9 protein-coding genes are annotated in these 13,503 nt (G+C 54.8%); 1 reads left to right on the plus strand and 8 read right to left on the minus strand.

Features of this window, described 5'->3' with window-relative positions; all coding sequences use genetic code 11:
* Nucleotides 1-101 precede the first annotated feature (101 nt).
* The 4 genes from thrS to HMPREF0908_RS01985 form a co-directional block, all read right to left on the minus strand.
* Nucleotides 102-2,021, minus strand: coding sequence for a threonine--tRNA ligase (gene thrS / locus HMPREF0908_RS01970; protein WP_006689746.1), 1,920 nt, complete (start codon nucleotides 2,019-2,021; stop codon nucleotides 102-104).
* Between the two features lie 146 nt (nucleotides 2,022-2,167).
* Nucleotides 2,168-2,464, minus strand: coding sequence for a LysM peptidoglycan-binding domain-containing protein (locus HMPREF0908_RS01975; protein ID WP_040572489.1), 297 nt, complete (start codon nucleotides 2,462-2,464; stop codon nucleotides 2,168-2,170).
* Between the two features lie 252 nt (nucleotides 2,465-2,716).
* Nucleotides 2,717-7,000, minus strand: coding sequence for a 2-hydroxyacyl-CoA dehydratase (locus HMPREF0908_RS01980; protein WP_040572490.1), 4,284 nt, complete (start codon nucleotides 6,998-7,000; stop codon nucleotides 2,717-2,719).
* A gap of 186 nt (nucleotides 7,001-7,186) precedes the next feature.
* The gene (locus tag HMPREF0908_RS01985) at nucleotides 7,187-8,797 is read right to left on the minus strand and encodes an MBL fold metallo-hydrolase RNA specificity domain-containing protein (RefSeq protein WP_006689750.1); all 1,611 of its coding nucleotides are present in this window, start codon (nucleotides 8,795-8,797) and stop codon (nucleotides 7,187-7,189) included.
* Nucleotides 8,798-8,958: 161 nt separating this feature from the next.
* On the opposite strand from HMPREF0908_RS01985, the gene HMPREF0908_RS01990 reads away from it, so the two are divergent.
* On the plus strand, nucleotides 8,959-9,819 hold the full coding sequence (locus HMPREF0908_RS01990) for an NAD(P)-dependent oxidoreductase (RefSeq protein ID WP_006689751.1): 861 nt from the start codon (nucleotides 8,959-8,961) through the stop codon (nucleotides 9,817-9,819).
* Between the two features lie 72 nt (nucleotides 9,820-9,891).
* Here the strand turns inward: HMPREF0908_RS01990 and rbr are convergent, their stop codons facing one another.
* The 4 genes from rbr to HMPREF0908_RS02010 all read right to left on the minus strand — a co-directional run bounded on the left by rbr (nucleotide 9,892) and on the right by HMPREF0908_RS02010 (nucleotide 13,493).
* Nucleotides 9,892-10,425, minus strand: coding sequence for a rubrerythrin (gene rbr / locus HMPREF0908_RS01995; protein WP_040572330.1), 534 nt, complete (start codon nucleotides 10,423-10,425; stop codon nucleotides 9,892-9,894).
* 77 nt (nucleotides 10,426-10,502) lie between these two features.
* A complete protein-coding gene (locus HMPREF0908_RS02000; RefSeq protein WP_006689753.1) occupies nucleotides 10,503-12,131 on the minus strand; it encodes an FAD-dependent oxidoreductase in 1,629 nt (542 codons plus the stop codon).
* Nucleotides 12,132-12,216: 85 nt separating this feature from the next.
* The gene (gene ahpC, locus HMPREF0908_RS02005) at nucleotides 12,217-12,795 is read right to left on the minus strand and encodes an alkyl hydroperoxide reductase subunit C (protein ID WP_040572332.1); all 579 of its coding nucleotides are present in this window, start codon (nucleotides 12,793-12,795) and stop codon (nucleotides 12,217-12,219) included.
* 170 nt (nucleotides 12,796-12,965) lie between these two features.
* On the minus strand, nucleotides 12,966-13,493 hold the full coding sequence (locus HMPREF0908_RS02010) for a NapC/NirT family cytochrome c (protein WP_006689755.1): 528 nt from the start codon (nucleotides 13,491-13,493) through the stop codon (nucleotides 12,966-12,968).
* Between the last annotated feature and the right edge of the window lie 10 nt (nucleotides 13,494-13,503).

A 13,503-nucleotide genomic window follows, 5' to 3' on the forward strand; every position in this document is an offset into this window, starting at 1 on the left:
TATTCTCTCATAAAACCCATCGGACATCTGTTGTCCGCAGGGGAGAAGCGGTGGCTTCTGCTTTCAACGAAAGTTATATTACCACAGACATTATCCTGTTGTCAATACTCCTGCGCGCGTGTCGCAATCTTTTCCTGCACAAGAGCAATGAAGTCATCAGAAGACATGGTCGTGCTGTTCTTCTCGCCATACTTGCGCATAGCAACGGTGCCGCTCTCCTGCTCCTGATCTCCGACAACAATTGTATACGGAGTCTTCTTGACCTGGCTCTCACGAATCTTATAGCCCGTTTTTTCATTGCGCTCATCAATTTCGACACGGATACCGCAGTCAAACATCTTTTTGTAGAGCTTTTCCGCATACTCTGCATGACGTTCCGTGATTGGCAGAATACGCACCTGCACGGGTGCCATCCATACGGGGAAAGCGCCCGCATAGTTCTCGATCAAAATGCCGATAAAGCGTTCGATGGAACCGTAGACCACACGATGCAGCATGACAGGGCGATGCTTCTCCCCATCCTCGCCGACATAGGTGAGATCAAATTTCTCGGGCAGACTCATATCGAGCTGTATCGTTCCGCACTGCCACGTACGTCCGATGGAGTCGCGCAGGTGGAAGTCGATCTTCGGGCCGTAAAATGCGCCGTCCCCCTCGTTGACGACATAGTCCAGTCCGCGATTGTCGAGCGCCTTCTGCAGGCCGTTCGTCGCGAGTTCCCACATCTCGTCCGTCCCCATCGAGTCCTCGGGGCGCGTCGAGAGCTCCGCCTTGTACGTCAGCCCAAACGTGCGGTAGACCTCATCGAAGAGATCGATCGTATGCTGGATCTCACCCTCAATCTGATCAGGAGTTACAAAGAGATGTGCATCGTCCTGTGTAAAGTTGCGGACACGGAACAATCCGTGCAGTGCACCCGACAGCTCATGGCGATGCACCAATCCAAGTTCTGCGAGCCGCAGGGGAAGATCACGGTAGCTGTGCAGCTGGGAACGGTAAACAAGCATACAGCCGGGACAGTTCATCGGCTTAATGGCATAATCTTCATCATCGATCTCCGTGGTATACATATTCTCACGGTAATGAAACCAATGCCCCGATGTCTCCCACAGTTTGCGGCTGAGAATGACAGGCGTGCTGATCTCCTGATAGCCATAGCGACGATGTACTTCACGCCAATAGTCGAGCAGTGCATTGCGCAGCGCCATGCCGTTCGGATGGAAGAACGGGAACCCCGGGCCCTCCTCATGCAGACTGAAAAGATCGAGTTCTTTGCCCAGTTTTCGATGGTCACGCTTTGCCGCCTCTTCAAGCATGTGCAGATAGGCGTCCAATTCCTCCTGCTTCTCGAATGCCGTGCCATAGATGCGCTGCAGCATCTTGTTTTTCTCACTGCCGCGCCAATAAGCACCTGCCACGCTCTGCAGCTTGAATGCTTTGACCTTCCCCGTCGATGCAACATGAGGGCCAGCACAGAGATCAGTGAACTCCCCCTGTGTGTAGAGGGAAATCACTGCATTCTCCGGCAGATCTTCGATCAGCTCCACCTTGTAGTTCTCCCCCTTCTCACGGAAGAGGGCAATCGCATCTGCACGTGAAATCTCACGACGCACGAGCGGGAAGTTCTCCTTGACGATCTTCTTCATTTCCTTTTCAATTTCATGAAGATCGGCATCCGTCAGCTGATGCTCCATATCAAAATCATAGTAAAAACCGTTCTCGATCGCAGGTCCGATCGCCAGCTGCACATTGCTCTCTGGATACAAGCGCTTTACCGCCTGTGCCATAACGTGCGCGGCCGTATGGCGCAGCGCATGGCGTCCGCCCTCATCCTCAAACGTCAGCACACGCAGTGCTGCATCCTTTGTCACAGGCGTTGTCAGATCGACGACCTCACCATCAAGACTCGCCGCAAGTGCTTTCTTCGCCAGTGAGTTGCTCATCCCCTTAACTACGTCCAGTATTGTCGTCCCTGCCTCTGCCTCACGAACGGATCCATCCGGCAGTGTCAGCTTTACCATAGAACGCTCTCCTTCCCATATCCGGAATCACGGATAAATTCTGCAATTCCTATACAAAAAGCCTTGTCCCTATGGGATAGGAAATCCATCCCATAGGGACAAGGCTGTCTGTTTCCACCCTAAACGGTAACGTCATTATAAGGCGGTCAATTCTCTGTGTCAAGGACTTTGTGCTCTGCCATTGCCTGGAGCTGTTCTCCCGAGGCAAGTATGGGAACACGGAGATGACGCCCCGCATAGACAGCACCATCCGGCGGCAGATCATTCACCTCGATGATCGCCTCCTCGAGATCCTTTGCCGTTGACTCCCTTGCCGCATAGGTCTGTGCAATCGACCAGACACTCTCCCCACTCGATACGGATACCTCGACAAAATCGGCGGAACGAAGATAGGGATTCGTCAAATGCAGCGCGGAGATGCCCATCCAAACAAAGGCAATCATGCCGAGAAGAACGGCAACGTACCTTTTGTTTACTGTTCTGCGGGTTTTTCTGTGTCTCATATCCATGCCTCCGAACCCATCATATCTTATATGTATTCTCAAAACCTTTGTTCGTATATAAGATATCACAGAAAATGTGTTCGGTCAAGTATTTTCGAACATATTTTTGAGAAAAATTTGTTCGCGGAACGTTTTTTCGCAAACAAAAAGAGATGCTGTACACTGTACAACATCTCAATCGGTGTCAAGTTTTCAATGCTGCCCTGCCATCTCACTCTTGGCAGACATCATCTGTGCCGTCTGCGGACGACGTTCCTTTGCCACGGCGAGCATCAGCTTCAGTCGATTGAGCTGGTTGACCTCGCTTGAGCCGGCATCGCAGTCGATCGCCGTGATATTTGCCCCATGATATGCCTTACGCAGGTCGTGCATAACGCCCTTGCCCGTAATATGGTTCGGCAGACAGCCGAACGGCTGCAGGCAGACGACGTTGGGGACGCCCTCCTCGATGAGCTTGACCATCTCACCTGTGAGGAACCATCCCTCCCCCGCCATGTTGCCGAGGCTGACGTGGCGTGCTGCGAGTTCCGCCGTATGGTCGATAGACTGCGGCGGACGGAAGTGACGGCTCTCCTTCAGCGCCTTGCGCATTGGTGCGCGGAAGAACTCGATCACCTTGATAAACATACGTCCATAGAGACGATCCTTATACGAGCCAGCGAGCAGCTTGTGCTGTGCGATCGGGTCGTAGGCGGAGTACAGAAAGAAGTCGACGAAGTCGGGCATCACGACCTCTGCCCCCTCCCCCATCAGTACCTTTTCGATGTCGTTGTTCGCGACGGGGTGGTACTTGACGAGGATTTCGCCGACGATGCCGACCTTTGGTTTCCACAAGGTTTCGTCGATGGGGATATGGTCAAAGTCACGCACAATGTCCTTCACCATGCGGCGGAACTTGAAGACGCTGCCGTGCAGCAGCTCCTCCTTTGCGCGCGCCATCCATTTCTCATATGCCGCCTGCGTACTCCCCTTGACCATTTCGTACGGCATCATGCGGTTGCGCACGTTCATCAGGAGATCGCCGTAGATCGCCGCTTTGATGGCGTCGACCATCATCTCGCGGTTGAATGCAAAGGAATCCGTCTCCTCGGGAAGACCGCGCACGGCAAAGACCGCAACATTCGGGAAACCCGCATCACGCAGCGCCTTGCGCAGGACACCGAGATAGTTGGTCGCACGGCAGGCACCGCAGGTCTGAAAGAGCGCGATACTCGTGTGATCGGGATCGCACAGCCCCGCCTTCAGTGCGGCGAGGAGCTGTCCGATGACGACGATGGCAGGGTAGCACATATCGTTGTGTACGTACCGCAGACCGAGGTCAATGGCCGCCTTGTCCGGCATTGGCGGAATGACGACGTTATAGCCGTGCTTTCTCATCGTCGTGCGGAACAGATCAAAGTGAATCGGCGCCATCTGTGGGGCGAGAATCGTATGCGTCTTCCGGCAGTCCTCGGTAAAACGCGGGCGCTCGATGACAGGCGCGTCATGATAGACGGGCATCTCCCGCCGCGCGAGAGCCGCGATCAGCGAGCGCAGACGAATGCGCGCTGCACCGAGGTTTGACACCTCATCGAGCTTGATCATCGTGTAAATCCGCTCATGCGACTCGAGGATCTCGCGTACCTCTGTCGTCGTGAGTGCATCGAGACCGCAGCCGAAGGAACTCAGCTGAATCAGCGTCACGTTCGGATGCTCCGCAACGAACTGTGCCGCATGATAAAGACGTGCATGATAACTCCACTGATTGACGACCTGCAGACGCCGTTTGCTGACCGGCATGTGGTATACTGCATCCTCGGAGAGAATCGGCAGCTTATAGGACTGGATCATCTCGGGGATGCCGTGATTGATCTCGGGATCAATATGATAGGGACGACCCGCGAGCAGGATGGCGTGCTCGCCCGTCTTTTCAATACGGTCGAGGATCTTCTGCCCATAGTCACGGACATCCTGACGATACTGCTCAATCTCGGCATAGCCGGCATCAACTGCCGCGGTAATCTCCGCCCTGCCGATGCCCTCGGCTTTTCCAAACTCCTCCACCAACCGCTCGATCATGCGCTTGCGGTCGTTGATGGGCAGGAACGGCTGCAGGAAGCGGATGTGCTTCTCACGCAGGACATCCATGTTGATGCGGATGTTCTCCGCATAGGATGCGACAATCGGGCAGTTGTAGTTGTTCGCCGACGAGTCGGTCTTGTCCTCCATGTTGTGCGGTTCGCACGGATAGAAGATCGTATCGACGCCCTTTTCGATGAGGTCGGCAATATGCCCGTGGGCAAGCTTTGCCGGGTAACAGAGGGAATCCGACGGAACGGTCGCCATGCCCTTATAGAACAGCTGAGGAGAGGACTTTCCTGAAAGAACGACGCCGTAACCAAGCCGATCAAAGAAGGTGAACCAGAACGGATAGTCCTCATACATATTGAGCGTGCGCGGGATGCCGATGCGGCCGCGGCGCGGCTCATCCGGCGACTGATAGTGCTTGAAGAGGCGGCGATACTTGAACTTGTAGATGTTCGGCGTCTCATCCGCTGCCTTCTCGCCGCCGATGCCGCGCTCGCAGCGGTTGCCCGTAAAGTAACGCTCTCCATTGGGGAACTGCTGCATCGTGATGAGACATTTGTTGCCGCATTTTCCGCAGCGGTAGGTGCTCGTCTTGGCGGAAAACGCGCCCAACTCCTCCGCGCCCAGCAGAGAGGAGTGCTCCGTCCCCGCCTCCATCGCAAGGATCGCCGCGCCGTATGCGCCCATCAGTCCTGCGATGTCGGGACGGATAACGTGCTTGCCGAGCAGGTTCTCGATGGAGCGCAGGACGGCATCGTTGTAGAACGTCCCGCCCTGCACGACAATGTGGTCGCCGAGGGCATGAACATCCTTCAGCTGCATGACCTTAAAGAGAGCATTCTTTACGACAGAAAGAGCAATGCCCGCCGAAATGTCGGCGACCTCCGCCCCCTCCTTCTGCGCCTGCTTGACCTTGGAATTCATAAAGACGGTACAGCGCGTGCCGAGGTCAACGGGTGCCTTTGCGTCGATCGCCTTGGCGGCGAACTCCGCCGGCGTCATGTGCAGCCCCTCGGCAAAGTTCTGGATGAAGGATCCGCAGCCTGCCGAACACGCCTCATTGAGCGTGATATTGCCAACACTGCCGTTCTGGACGAAGAAGCACTTCATGTCCTGTCCGCCGATATCGAGCACAAAGCTCACCTCAGGGCAGAACTCCTGTGCAGCGCGCAGGTGGGCGAAGGTCTCCACCTCACCGCCGTCCGCATGAAGTGCCGCCTTGACAATCGCCTCGCCGTAGCCTGTCGTCACAGCGCCTGCGATGTGACAGCCCGCGGGCATCACAGCATAGAAGTCCCGCAGTGCCTCGATGACCGAGCGCAGGGGCGAGCCCTGATTGCTGCCGTAATAGGTGTGAAGCAGCTCCTTGTCTTTTCCGACGGCGACGAGCTTCGTCGTCGTCGAGCCGGCATCGATGCCGATCCAGACTGGACCGCGATAGGCCGAAAGGTCACCGCGCCGCACGCGATCCCGATCATGCCGCTCCTTGAACGCGGCATAATCCGCCGCATCCTTAAAGAGCACAAAGTCCGCCGTACGCGTTTCCGCTGCCGCAGCTGCCTCTGCACGCGCAATACACGCCTCCATCTCCCGCATATCAGTTGCCTTGGCATCATCGGAGAGCGCCGCGCCGACCGCGACGAAATAATTCCCGTAATCCACATTGACGACGTGATCCTCGTCAAGCTTCAACGTCTCGATAAAGCGTCTTTTCAGTTCCGGGAGAAAGTGAAGCGGTCCGCCGAGAAAGGCAACCTTGCCCTCAATGGGACGCCCCTGTGCGAGGTTGCCGATCGTCTGATTGACCACCGCCTGAAAGATCGAAAGCGCAATATCTGCCTTCTCCGCACCGTCGTTCATGAGTGCCTGAACATCTGTCTTGGCAAAAACCCCGCAACGCGAGGCGATTGCATAGATGCGCTTTCCCTTTTCGGCAAGGGCATTCAGCCCGATTGGATCCGTTGAGAGCAGGGATGCCATGTGATCGATAAAGGAGCCCGTCCCCCCTGCACAGACACCATTCATACGCTGTTCCGGCGCATCGCCGAAGTACGTGATCTTGGCGTCCTCACCGCCGAGCTCGACGGCTGTCGAAGTTGCAGGAATGAGCCGCCGCACTGCCGAGGCGCACGCAACAACCTCCTGCACAAAAGGCAGGCCAATGCGCTGTGCAATGCCCATGCCTGCTGACCCCGTGAGGGCAAATGTGAACTTCGCCTCGCCGACGACATCGCGCAGCTGGCTCAAATTCTCCTGCAGTGCCTTGCCAATCTCCGAGAAGTGCCGTGCGTAATTTTTATACAGGATTTCGTGCTGCTCCCCCATAACGACCAGTTTGATGGTCGTCGAGCCGACATCCACACCCACACGAAATGGAAATTCCACGATTACACCACCCATCATATCCATAGGAAGCACTGATCCATTCAGCGATTCCCATAGGAAAACGAGGGACATGTCCCTCTCCCCTTCGTCATATTCAAATAAGAAAGTCTTACCAAAGACTTCCCTATTTTAACGTATTTCATAAACGGATGCAAGCACACACATCACAGCTCTTTGCCTTAAGGTCACTGCCGAAAAGGAAAACTCTCCTCATATATTATACGGCGCGATCAGTTTTTTGAAGTAACTGCGTGCCTTCATCAGGGCGCGGACAATCGGCTCCATCAGCTTTGGCTGACGAATGACAGCGCGAATGATCGATTTGCGCAGCAAACGGTACTCTGCATCAAAATCACGCAGCGCATCCTCCATCTCCGCCTCCACGGAAACCGACGGGATATTCGAAGGAATCAGCACGGCACTCCGCCCCTGGATCGTCACGAGATCGCCCAAAAAAGGCACATATACTTCCAGTCCAAGCTCCTCCTGAATGCGTTCCTTCAGCGCTTCCTGTGCCTGTCCCTCGCCATGTACAAGAAACACCTTAGCGGGACGCGGCGAGGTGATCGAACGCATCCACTCCACGGTCTGCTCTGCATCCGCATGAGCAGAAAAGCCATCCAACACCTGGATCTTTGCCTTAACCGCGATTTCCTCGCCGAGAATACGCACGCGCTTGATGCCGTCCACAAGACGCCGCCCGAGGCTGCCCTCCGCCTGATAGCCGACAAAGAGAACTGTGGATTCCGGCCGCCAAAGGTTATGCTTCAGATGATGGAGTACACGCCCTGCATCTGCCATCCCGGACGCTGAGAGGATAATCGCCGAGCCTTCTGCCGAGTTGAGTGCGCGTGATTCTGCCGCCGTCTCAGCGATGCGTACCTGCGGGAATGCCGGAGTCATCCCTTCCGCACCAAAGAATGCGATCGTCTCCTCATCGAAGTCCTCATAGTTTTTGAGGAAAACTCGCGTTGCCTGGATGGCAAGCGGGCTGTCGATGATGATCGGTATGTCGTCGTCCAACCGCCCCTCCTTCCACAGATTGTAAAAGTAATAGAGGAGCGTCTGTGTCCGTCCAACAGCAAAAGACGGGATGATGACATTGCCGCCGCGATCCATCGTATCCCGTATGACCTCGAGCAGAGCCGTCTCCTTATCATAATCACGATGAATGCGGTCACCGTAGGTGGACTCCGCAACGAGAAAATCCGCCCCCGTCATCAGTTCGGGGTCGCGCAGGATCGGCTGATGCGGCTGTCCGAGATCCCCTGAAAAGACAAGCTTTGACTCCTGCATTCCTTCACGCACCACGATCTCGAGGATCGCAGAGCCGAGGATATGCCCCGCATCGTGAAAGGTCACGCTGACATTTCCCTCCTGCACAGTCTCCTGATAGAGCACCGGCATAAAGTGCTCCAGTGCCGCAAAGGCATCTGCCTGCGTATAGAGTGGTGTGATCGGCGCCTCATTGCGGCGCGCATTCTTACGGTTCAGCAGTTCTGCATCGCTCTCCTGGATATGCGCTGAGTCTGGCAGCATAATGCGAACGAGATCGCAGGTCGCGCGCGTGGCATAGATTTTTCCGCTGAACCCCTCACGGACGAGACGCGGAATACGACCGCAGTGATCAATATGCGCATGGGTCAGAAAGACCGCATCGATCTCAGCAGGGTTGAACGGGAATGGCTCATAGTTCATCTCGCGCAGCCGTCGCGTGCCCTGATACATACCGCAGTCCACCAGATACTTATGGTCGCCCGTATGGATCAGAAAACACGAGCCCGTAACGACATGTGCTGCCCCTAAAAATTCCAGTCGCATCCGTCATCCGTCCTTCCTACTGTAATTCAAATCTGAACGTTCCTATTCTTTATGTATAAGATTCGGAATCCATTGAAAAAATCCTGCCATTTCTCTTGATTTTTCGTGCCATCCTGTTAGACTAAAACCGAAGCATCTCAGAGGAATTGGAGGGGAATATCATGAAGAAAATTGGATTCATCGGACTTGGCATCATGGGTGTGTCAATGGCAGGGCATCTCATTGATGCAGGGTACGAGCTCAGCGTCTACAACCGCACGAAGAGCAAGGCAGAACCTCTCACCGCACGCGGCGCCCGCTACTGCGAAAGCCCGGGTGCATGTGCGGCCGGGCAGGATGCCGTCATCACCATCGTCGGCTATCCAAAGGATGTGGAGGAGATCTATCTTGGCGCGGACGGCATTCTCGCAAACCTTTCCGCAGGCACATACACTGCCGATATGACGACCTCCTCCCCATCGCTTGCCGTACGCATCTATGAGGAGGCAAAGAAGCGCAGCATCCACGCGCTGGATGCCCCCGTCACAGGCGGGGACATGGGCGCACGCAAAGCCACGCTGAACATTTTGGTCGGCGGCGATGAAGATGCATTTCATGCCATGCAGCCCGTCTTTGCCGCAATGGGCAAGAATATCGTCTACGAAGGCGGTGCCGGCGCAGGACAAAAAACCAAGGCGGCAAATCAAATTGCCATCGCGGGAGCACTGGCGGGCGCCTGTGAGGCATTCGCCTATGCGCGTGCCGCAGGGCTTGACGCAGAGAAGGTCTTTTCCTCCATCTCAGGAGGGGCAGCAGCGAGCTTCCAGATGAGCAATATGCTCCGCAAAGCACTGGACGGAGACTTTGCACCGGGATTCATGATCAAGCATTTTGTCAAGGATATGACAATCGGTGCCGAAACGGGAAAGGAATACGGCATCGACCTTCCCGTGCTCGAACAGGTACTCTGTGAAGCGCGCTCTCTTGAGGAGAAAGGCGTCGGCACAGAAGGGACACAAAGTCTATTGAAATATTATGAATAAAGGACGACATATCTCATAAAAAATCCCCGCCTGCGGCGGGGATTTTTGCTGTATGCGTATCACAGAGTTTCCTTAGTAGTTCTGCACCAACTGCTGGAAGAACGACTGTGGATGCTCGCAGACCGGGCACTTTGCCGGCGCCTGCGGGCTCTCACAAACATAGCCGCAGTTCAGGCACTGCCAGATGATCTTTTCATCGCGGCGGAACACCTTGCTCTCCTCCACATTCGAGAGAAGGATCTTATAGCGCTCGTCATGCTCTTTCTCGATCTTGCCGACTGCATCGAAGAGACGGGCAATCTTGTCAAACCCCTCCTCGCGTGCCACACGGGCAAACTCAGGATACATGCTCGTCCACTCACCATGCTCGCCGGCAGCAGCATCGGCAAGATTTTCCTTCGTATCGCCGACACCGTGTACCAGCTTGAACCAGATCTTTGCGTGTGCCTTCTCATTGCGTGCCGTCTCGTCAAAGATGTTCGCAATCTGCTGGTAGCCGTCCTTTTTTGCCTGCGAAGCATAGTAGAGATACTTCGTATGTGCCTGCGACTCCCCTGCAAATGCCGCCCAGAGGTTCTTTTCGGTCTGTGATCCCTTTAGTTCCATCATAGTTCTCCTTCCACAAATACAATACACATCTATTCAAAAGTACCTTTCTGCGCCCTGCTCATAGGCATAGCATGTCAGGTACGATTGACCAATACATCAGCGATCTCATCAATATTTTTCCTGCCGAAATACAGATCTTCCCCAACAATCATACAGGGAACACTCATAACATTGTACCTCTTCTTCAGGTCAGGAAAATAGCGAATATCGTAAATATCTGCACGCACACCCATATGCTCTGCTGCGATCCTCTGCACGGCTGACACTACATCGGGACACATCGTGCAGGAAAGAGACATGAGTACCTTGACATCGGCAGATGTGGAGATCTGCGCGATCTTCTCACGTGTCTCAGGACGAAGTTCCTGCCCCGGCCCTGCCACATTATAAAGAGCAAGAACAAACGAATTAAACTCATGCCCCCCCGGAACAGCATGAAAAACAATGCCGCTCGAAGTGCCATCAGCATGGAGAATCTCTATGCCAGGTTCCTCTGTCGGCGTCTCAGCTTCTTTGCAGTCTACCTTATCGGTAAGACCGGCAAACTCCTCCATAAAGCCGCGCAGTTCAGAGGAAAATTCGCTGTGATCAAAGTGTCCAAGCAGGCAGATTGATGTCTCGAATTTCGCAAAAACGGATGCCAGCTGTTCACGAATCTCCGGCGATATAAAGCCATCGTCATCGCGCGCCGCCGACTTCTGTTCAATCGATGTCTTGCGCTGTTCGAAGCGCTTTGGATCTACATCAGGGCGTGGGAACGAGGGGAGTTTCAGCCGATCGCGCGTCGCTGCTGCGTGGCGCTCGGCAGAGACAGCACTGACTGCACCGTCGGAGACTGCCGTCACCACCTGGCGAAGGGACTTGATACAGACATCACCGGCAGCAAACACTCCCTTGATATTTGTCTCCTTATCCTCATTCGTAATGATGTAGTTCTTCTCATTCAGGGCAATCTGATCATGAAAAAGCGATGTGTTCGGGACGTAGCCGGCAAAGACGAAAACACCAAACGTCTCTCCTTCCTTTGCCATGTGGTGCTCGACTGCTCCAGTCACCTCATCTCGAAAATCGGCGTAAGAGATCAGCTCCTCTCCGCCGACACGCTCCACTACGGTATTGAACCGCACGCTGATGTTCGGATACCCCGCAAGCGCATCCACTGCCGTCTGCGGTGCACGGAACCTGTCACCGCGCACAATAATCGTAACGGAACGGCCATAGCGCGAGAGGAAGATACTTTCCTCCACCGCTGCAAGCCCTCCGCCGACGACAAAAATATCCATTCCTGTGAAGAACTCTGCATCGCAGGTCGCACAATAGGCAACGCCGCGTCCACGGAACTGCTCCTCACCGACAAACCCGACGGTACGCGGATTTGCTCCCGTAGCCAAGATCACACTGAGTGCTTGTACCGTTCCTGCCGTTGTCTCCAGTTTCTTAATGTCCTGATTCAGTGTGAGTGCAGTGACCTCGGCACTGATGAATTCCGCCCCAAATCCACGTGCCTGCGCCTCCATCTGAGCCGCAAGCTCGGTGCCGCTCACTTTTCCCGTCCCAGGATAGTTCACGACATCAGCGGTAATGGTAATCTGTCCGCCGATCTTATCTTTTTCAATGACAAGCACCTTGCACTTGGCACGCGCCAAATAGATGGCGGCGGAAAGTCCTGCCGGTCCCCCGCCGACGATCACGGCATCATACATTTTATCCACGAAACCACCTCTTTGTCCGATTCACAGGAAAAAGCACTCCGCGAGCGCTTTCGCGAAGTGCCCTTACGATACAGGCTTAAAGCTTACCGACGAGATCAAAGCTTGGCTTCAGTGTCTTTTCGCCCGGCTTCCAACGTGCGGGACAAACTTCATCGCCATGTGCCGCGACGAACTGCAGTGCCTGTACCTTGCGCAGGAGCTCCTTCGCGTTGCGGCCGACGTTGCCCGCGCTCACCTCATAGGAGACGATCCTGCCCTCGGGATTCACGACAAACGTGCCGCGCTCAGCGCGCCCGTCCTCCTCGATGTAGACGTCAAAATCACGTGCAAGCTTCGCTGTCGGGTCAGCGAGCATCGGATAGGCAATCTTGCCGACGAGCTCGGAGCTCTCATGCCATGCCTTGTGGACGAAGTGGGAGTCGCAGGAGACACCGAAGATCTCGCAGCCGAGCTTCTGGAACTCTGCATACTCGTCCTGCAGATCGGCAAGCTCCGTCGGGCAGACGAACGTAAAGTCTGCCGGATAGAAGAAGAACACGCTCCACTTGCCCTTGAGATCCGCCTTCGTGTACTGCGTGAACTCGCCCTGTGCGCCTGCCTTCTTCTGGAAAGCATCTGCCTTAAAATCGCTAATTTCCTTGTTGATGAGTGACATAAATATCCTCCTTCGATGATGGAAACGGCCGCCCGTCATTCGCACGGCCATCGTTGTTCTCTTGATGGTCACATCATAGCACGGAAGATTTTTCATGTCAATAGAAATTTATACTTTTTAATAATTATTTTTGTTTACATGGATATTGTCAAGGTACTTTGCCTTCTCCCCTACTTCTCCCAACTGGAATCCAGTTTCCAGCTCACAGGATGACAGGCCGTACATTTCTTTGCCGACTGTGGATGATGCATCGAATGGCAGTCCGCACAGTTCTGCGGATTCTCATTGCCCGCCAGATGCACGGGGTCGTGCGGATTTTCCTTGCCATACTGCGCCGTCGCCTGTTTGATCCCCTCAAAGGTGTGGCAGGAGAGACACTGCTCATTCGTATAGCCGTACTTCGGCATGGGGTTCTCATAGTTCCCCGTTACGAAGAGCCAGCCCTCATTCATCTGCTGGAGCAGCGTCGGCTCATGACAGTCGTGACAGGTTACGCCTGCATCTGCGTGCTGCTTTGCGAGCAGATTCCCCTGCGCATAGCTGTCATACTCGGGCCGCATATTGTGACAGCTCACGCAGAACGCAGGGTTTGCACTGACCTGGGAAAGGATAGCGAGTCCGCCGAAGCCGCACGCTGCGAGTACGATCACGAGCACCAATAGGGTACGCGGCTCTTTGAATTTCTGAAACATCTTCATTGTCCCGCCT

Origin of the sequence: Centipeda flueggei ATCC 43531 (assembly GCF_000160695.1) — a bacterium.
Taxonomy (GTDB): Bacteria; Bacillota; Negativicutes; order Selenomonadales; family Selenomonadaceae; genus Centipeda; species Centipeda flueggei.

Excerpts from the sequence above, each read along its gene's own strand:
- HMPREF0908_RS02000 (WP_006689753.1), bottom strand. The coding sequence starts at position 12,131 with ATGTATGATGCCGTGATCGTCGGCGGGGGACCGGCAGGACTTTCCGCC.
- HMPREF0908_RS01985 (WP_006689750.1), bottom strand. The coding sequence starts at position 8,797 with ATGCGACTGGAATTTTTAGGGGCAGCACATGTCGTTACGGGCTCGTGT.
- rbr (WP_040572330.1), bottom strand. The coding sequence starts at position 10,425 with ATGGAACTAAAGGGATCACAGACCGAAAAGAACCTCTGGGCGGCATTT.
- thrS (WP_006689746.1), bottom strand. The coding sequence starts at position 2,021 with ATGGTAAAGCTGACACTGCCGGATGGATCCGTTCGTGAGGCAGAGGCA.
- HMPREF0908_RS01980 (WP_040572490.1), bottom strand. The coding sequence starts at position 7,000 with ATGGATATGATGGGTGGTGTAATCGTGGAATTTCCATTTCGTGTGGGT.
- HMPREF0908_RS01975 (WP_040572489.1), bottom strand. The coding sequence starts at position 2,464 with ATGATTGCCTTTGTTTGGATGGGCATCTCCGCGCTGCATTTGACGAAT.
- HMPREF0908_RS01990 (WP_006689751.1), top strand. The coding sequence starts at position 8,959 with ATGAAGAAAATTGGATTCATCGGACTTGGCATCATGGGTGTGTCAATG.
- ahpC (WP_040572332.1), bottom strand. The coding sequence starts at position 12,795 with ATGTCACTCATCAACAAGGAAATTAGCGATTTTAAGGCAGATGCTTTC.
- HMPREF0908_RS02010 (WP_006689755.1), bottom strand. The coding sequence starts at position 13,493 with ATGAAGATGTTTCAGAAATTCAAAGAGCCGCGTACCCTATTGGTGCTC.